A 6,009-nucleotide genomic window follows, 5' to 3' on the forward strand; every position below is an offset into this window, starting at 1 on the left:
AGCGTGGCCTGACCCGGGCCGGCGCTCAGTCCGGCGTGGCCGGAGCGCTCCGGAAGGGCAGGCGCTCGGACAGCTCGTCCAGATAGGCCTCCACGCCGCCCCGCTCCTGGGCCAGGTAGCGGCTGACCGCATCCCGGAAGCGGGGCTCGGCGATCCAGTGGGCCGAGACCGTGCGCACCGGCTCCAGCCCGCGGGACAGCTTGTGCTCCCCCTGGGCGCCCCCCTCGAAGCGCTGCAGGCCCTGCCCGATCGCGTAGTCGATGGCCTGGTAATAGCACGCCTCGAAGTGCAGGCAGGGCAGGTATTCGAGCGCGCCCCAGTAACGGCCATAGAGGGCCTCCCGCTCCCGCAGGAAGAAGCTGCAGGCGATGGGCGTGCCCTGGCGCTCCGCCACCATCAGCACGCAGGCCTGCGGCAGCCGCCGCCCCAGATCCTCGAAGAAGGCCCGGCTCAGGTAGGGGGTCGAGCGGTGTTCCGCATAAGTCCGGCTGTAGCAGGCGTAAAAGAAGGCCCATTCCGCCGTGCCGATGGCCTGGCCCTCGATGATCCGGAAGCTCACCCCCGCCTCCTGCACCTTGCGCCGCTCCTGGCGGATCTTCTTGCGCTTGGGCTGGGACAGGCACGCCAGGAAATCCTCGAAATCCCGGTAGTCCGCGTTCTGCCAGTGGAACTGCACACCGTGGCGGATTCCCAGCCCGGCTTCGGCCAGCCAGCGGGCCTCGTCCGCGGCGGGAAACAGCACATGCAGGGACGAGGCGCCCGAGGCGGCCACGGTGTTCAGCAGGTGCCCGAGCAGGCTGCGCCTGCTGGCGTCGTCCACCCCCAGGAGGCGCCGGCCCGGCACCGGGGTGAAGGGCAGGGCGGACAGCCACTTGGGGTAATAGTCCAGCCCGTGGCGCTGGTAGGCGTCGGCCCACGCCCAGTCGAACACATACTCCCCGTAGGAGTGCTCCTTGAGGTAGAGGGGCATGGCGGCCAGCAGGGTGCCCTCATCCCACAGGCCCGCATGCCGGGGGTGCCAGCCGGTGCGGGGCGCAACGCAGCCGGAGGTTTCCAGCGCGTCCAGAAAGGCGTGCTGGAGGCAGGGCTGTCCGCCCACCAGGGCGTCCCACTGGTCGGCAGGGAGTTCGGCGATGCTCGGGTGGAGACGGAAGTCGGGCATGGGGTGTCGGGAAACAAGGCTCAGGAGGCAGACTGCATGCGCCCCGCGCGGGTTCCCCGTCCTTCGCGGTATAGTGTTGCCCCATGAAAACACCCCTTACCGTCGCGGTCGCCCAGCTCAATTGTGTCGTGGGCGACATCACCGGCAATGCACGCCGGATCCTGGACGCGGTGACCCGGGCCAAGGCTGCGGGCGCCGACGTGGTGCTCACCCCCGAGCTGGCCCTGTGCGGTTATCCGCCGGAAGACCTGCTGCTGCGCCCGGCCTTCCTGAGCGCCTGTGCCGACGAGCTCGACGCCCTGGCTGCCCAGGTGCACGGGATTGTCGTGCTGGTGGGCTATCCGGCCCAGGTCGATGGCCTGCGCTACAACGCCGCCGCGCTGATCCGTGATGGCCGGGTGGTGGATCGTTATTTCAAGCACCGGCTGCCCAACTACGAGGTGTTCGACGAAGAGCGCTATTTTGAGCCCGGCAGCGATGCCTGCGTGTTTGAACTGCAGGGCCACCGGGTGGGCGTCAACATCTGCGCCGACGTCTGGGAGTCCGGCGCGGCCGAGGTTTCCCGGGCCGCGGGGGCCGAGCTGCTGCTGGTCCTCAATGCCTCGCCCTTCCACCTCCACAAGCAGCAGCAGCGCTATGAGGTGATCCGCGAACGGGTCGCCGACACCGGTCTGCCCGTGGCCTACTGCAATCTGGTGGGCGGCCAGGACGAGCTGGTGTTCGACGGGGGCTCCTTTGCCCTGAACGGGGAGGGTGAGCTGGCCTGGCAGGGGGCCTCCTTTACCGAGGAACTCAGCGTCCTGCGCTTTGACGACGGGGCCTGGCGGGATCAGGGTGTCCCGGACGCCCGTCCGGTGGAGGCCGACGTGTATGACGCCCTGGTGCTGGGGGTACGCGACTACCTGGGCAAGAACGGCTTTCCGGGGGCGCTCATCGGCCTGTCGGGGGGCGTCGATTCGGCCCTGACCCTGGCCATTGCGGTCGATGCCCTGGGCGCCGAGCGGGTCCGGGCGGTGATGATGCCCTCTCCCTACACCGCCCAGATGAGCCTGGACGACTCCCGCGAGATGGTCCGCTGGCTGGGTGTGCGCTACGACGAGATCCCCATCGAGCCGGCCATGCAGACCTTTGCCGCCCTGCTCGCCCCCCAGTTTGCCGGCCTGCCCGAGGACACCACCGAAGAGAACCTGCAGTCCCGCATCCGCGGCATGCTGCTGATGGCCCTCTCCAACAAGACCGGCGCCATCGTGCTCACCACCGGCAACAAGAGCGAGATGGCCACCGGCTACGCCACCCTGTATGGCGACATGGCCGGCGGTTTTGCGGTCATCAAGGACATCTACAAGACCCTCGTTTATCGCCTGTGCGCCTGGCGCAATGCCCAGCCGGGCGGCCCGGTGATCCCCGACAACATCCTGACCCGACCCCCTTCGGCCGAGCTCAAGCCCGACCAGTGCGACCAGGACTCCCTGCCGCCCTACGAGGTGCTGGACGCCATCATCGCCGCCTACATGGAAGAGGACCTGTCGCCGCCGGAAATCATCGCCCGGGGCTATCCCGAGGCCGAGGTCCGGCGTACCGTGGCCATGCTCCGGCGCAACGAATACAAGCGCCGCCAGGCGCCGCCGGGCGTCCGGGTCACCCCGCGGGGTTTCGGCAAGGACTGGCGCTACCCGATCACCTCCCGCTACCGGGATGCCTGACCATCCAACCGGCCTGCCTGGCAGGCCCCTCCGGCGCCGTTGCCGGACCCCAAGAGGAGAACCCCAATGAAGAAAATCGAAGCCGTCATCAAGCCCTTCAAACTGGACGAAGTCCGGGAAGCCCTGTCCGAAGTGGGCATCACCGGCCTGACCGTGACGGAAGTGAAGGGTTTTGGCCGCCAGAAGGGCCACACGGAGCTCTACCGGGGCGCCGAATACGTGGTGGACTTCCTGCCCAAGATCAAGATCGAGATCGTGGTGGCCACCGATGTGGTGGACCTGGCCGTGGATGCCATCATCAAGGCTGCCCGCACCGGCAAGATCGGCGACGGCAAGATCTTCGTGATGCCCGTCGAGCAGGTCGTCCGCATCCGCACCGGCGAAACCAACGAATCCGCCATCTGAGCCTGCCGCCCTGTCTGGCGGGATGAAGGCTGCCTTGCGTAGAATGCGGGCCTTCCCGTTTTCTATTCCCGGATTCCCGCCATGGCCTCTACCGTCCGCACCCGCTTCGCCCCCAGCCCCACCGGCTACCTGCACATCGGAGGGGCGCGCACTGCGCTGTTTTCCTGGGCCTACGCCCGGCGCCATGGAGGCCAGTTCATCCTGCGCATCGAAGACACCGACGTGGCCCGCTCCACCCCCGAGGCGGTGCAGGCCATCCTCGACGGCATGAGCTGGCTCGACCTGAACTGGGACGAGGGCCCGTTCTACCAGATGCAGCGCATGGAGCGCTACAAGGCGGTGATCCAGGAAATGCTGGCGGCCGGCAGCGCCTATCCGTGCTACATGCCGCCCGACGAGCTGGACGCCCTGCGCGAAGCCCAGCGCGCCCGCGGCGAGAAGCCCCGCTACGACGGCCGCTGGCGCCCGGAGCAGGGCAAGACCCTGCCCGAGCCCCCCGCCGGCGTCCAGCCGGTGATCCGCTTCCGCAATCCGCTGGACGGCGTGGTGGCCTGGGATGACCTGGTCAAGGGCCGCATCGAGATCAGCAACGCCGAAATGGACGACCTCATCATCGCCCGCGCCGACGGCACCCCCACCTACAACTTCTGCGTGTGTGTGGACGACTGGGACATGGGCATCACCCAGGTCATCCGCGGCGACGACCACGTGAACAACACCCCGCGCCAGATCAACATCCTGCAGGCCCTGGGCGCGGTGGTGCCGCAATACGCCCACCTCTCGATGATCCTCGGCGACGACGGCCAGAAGCTCTCCAAGCGCCACGGGGCGGTGAGCGTCACCCAGTACGACGACGACGGCTACCTGCCCGAAGCGGTCATCAACTACCTGGCCCGGCTGGGCTGGAGCCACGGCGACGACGAAATCTTTACCCGCGCCCAGCTGGTGGAATGGTTCGACCTGGATCACATCACGCCCTCGGCCGCCCAGTTCAACACCGAAAAGCTCAACTGGCTCAATGCCCACTACATCAAGCAGGCCGACAACGCCCGCCTGGCCGCCGACGTGAGCCGCCGCCTGGCCCGGCGGGGGGTGGATCCGGAAAGCGGGCCGGCCCTGGAGGCGGTGATCGCCCTCTACAAGGACCGGGTCAGCACCCTCAACGAGCTGGCGGACGCCGCCGAGCCTTTCTACATGGACCTGCACCCGGCGCCCGAAATGCTGGCCCAGCACCTCACCGACCCTGCCCGGGCCGCGCTGGCCACCCTGCGCGGCAAGCTGGCGGAGGCCGCGTGGGAGAAGGCCGCCCTCAGCGCCGCCATCAAGGAAACCTGCACCGCCCACGGCCTCAAGATGCCCCAGGTGGCGATTCCCCTGCGGGTCGCCATCCTGGGTCAGCCCCAGACCCCGTCCATCGATGGGGTGCTGGAAACCCTGGGGCAGGGGCTGGTGCTCTCCCGCCTGGACCGCCTGCTGTAAACAAGGACGCCGCCGGGCCTCACACAGGTCTGGCTCGGCTTGCAAGACTCGTAAAAAATTCATATAGGAGAATTCATATAGGACCTTTTGTGTTAACATCCATCCATGCCTTCCGTTGTGCACGTGCCTCTCAATACCAGCCCCGAGCAGTCGCTCCGTCTCGAAGCGCTTCAGGTGGCTTTTGCCGAGGTCTGCAACGCGCTTGCGCCGGTGGTGCAGGAGACGCGCTGCTGGAACCGGGTGGGGTTACATCACCTGGCGTACCGTCATCTGAGGGAGCGCTTTCCCAAGGTGGGCTCCCAGATGGTCTGCAATGCCATCTACTCCGTTTCCCGCACCTGCCGCCTGGTGTTCCAGCATCCGGCCAGTCCTTTCAATGTTTCCCGGTTTCCCGACAAGGGCTTGCCTTTGCTGCGTTTTCAGCCGAGTGCCCCGGTTTATTTTGACCGTCATACCTTGAGTATCCGGGGAAGCCAGTTGTCCATGTACACCCTGGATGGCCGGATGCGGTTTCAGCTCGATCTGGCCGAAGCCGACATTCAGCGTTTCACCACGCACAAATTGCGGGAGATCGCGCTGGCTCGGGTCAACGACGCTTTCCGCTTGTCCTTCGTTCTCTCGGGAGAGACGCCGGAGGCCGAGGAGGGTGGGGCTGAACTGGCGGTCACTGGCGAGATGCCCGAATACATTCGTATCGATCCGAACGTGGATGTGCCCCATGCTGCCGGTATCGATATTCCCGTTCAGCGCAGCTCGCTGACCCTCTGATCCATATTGACTCACTAGGTAGGTGGCGATGAAGCCCGGCGAAAAACTCTCCGAACTGCGCGAAGCCCTGATGACCCAGAAGCCTCTGTTCAAGAAGGCCCTGTTCTTCAGCCTGTTCATCAATCTCCTCGTGATGGCGCCGACCTTGTACATGCTGGAGGTGTACGACCGGGTGGTGAATAGCCGCAGTTTCACGACCCTTGTCATGCTGACCCTCGCTGTGGTCTTCCTTTACGCGATGATGGAGTTGCTCCAGTGGGTGCGGACCAGCGTCCTTCATCAGGCAGCTCTCAAGTTTGACGGGCAGGTGGGCGAGCGTCTTTTCAATACGGTGTTTGAAGCGGGTCTGCGCCGTAACGTGGGAGCGGGTGCCCAGGCGATCAATGATCTGCGCACGGTACGCGACTTCCTTTCCAGCCATGCCATGGGGGCCATGATGGACGTGCCTCTGGCCATGCTCTACATCCTGGTGATCTTCCTGATCAACCCCAT

Annotated in this window: 5 protein-coding genes and 1 pseudogene; 5 read left to right on the plus strand and 1 reads right to left on the minus strand. The window is 66.2% G+C overall.

From position 1 onward, the window contains the following. Positions 1–25: 25 nt before the first annotated feature. Entirely contained in the window at positions 26–1,162 is a 1,137-nt protein-coding gene (locus PHD22_RS15970; RefSeq protein WP_299869123.1) for a GNAT family N-acetyltransferase, read from the minus strand. Between the two features lie 83 nt (positions 1,163–1,245). Between PHD22_RS15970 and PHD22_RS15975 the strand changes: the two genes are divergently transcribed. From PHD22_RS15975 to PHD22_RS15995, 5 genes and pseudogenes are all read left to right on the plus strand, one after another. Beyond that, positions 1,246–2,865: an NAD+ synthase gene (locus tag PHD22_RS15975; protein ID WP_299869126.1), complete on the plus strand. Its 1,620-nt coding sequence runs from the start codon at positions 1,246–1,248 to the stop codon at positions 2,863–2,865. A 66-nt stretch (positions 2,866–2,931) separates the two neighbouring features. After that, positions 2,932–3,270: a P-II family nitrogen regulator gene (locus PHD22_RS15980; protein WP_299869128.1), complete on the plus strand. Its 339-nt coding sequence runs from the start codon at positions 2,932–2,934 to the stop codon at positions 3,268–3,270. An 81-nt stretch (positions 3,271–3,351) separates the two neighbouring features. Beyond that, a complete protein-coding gene (gene gltX, locus PHD22_RS15985) occupies positions 3,352–4,749 on the plus strand; it encodes a glutamate--tRNA ligase (protein ID WP_299869131.1) in 1,398 nt (465 codons plus the stop codon). A 105-nt stretch (positions 4,750–4,854) separates the two neighbouring features. Further along, positions 4,855–5,517, plus strand: a complete 663-nt coding sequence (locus PHD22_RS15990) for a hypothetical protein (protein ID WP_299869134.1) — start codon at positions 4,855–4,857, stop codon at positions 5,515–5,517. Between the two features lie 28 nt (positions 5,518–5,545). After that, positions 5,546–6,009 (plus strand): annotated as a pseudogene (locus PHD22_RS15995) (type I secretion system permease/ATPase); the annotation flags it as partial.

Origin of the sequence: Zoogloea sp., assembly GCF_028693495.1 — a bacterium.
Classification (GTDB): Bacteria; Pseudomonadota; Gammaproteobacteria; order Burkholderiales; family Rhodocyclaceae; genus Zoogloea.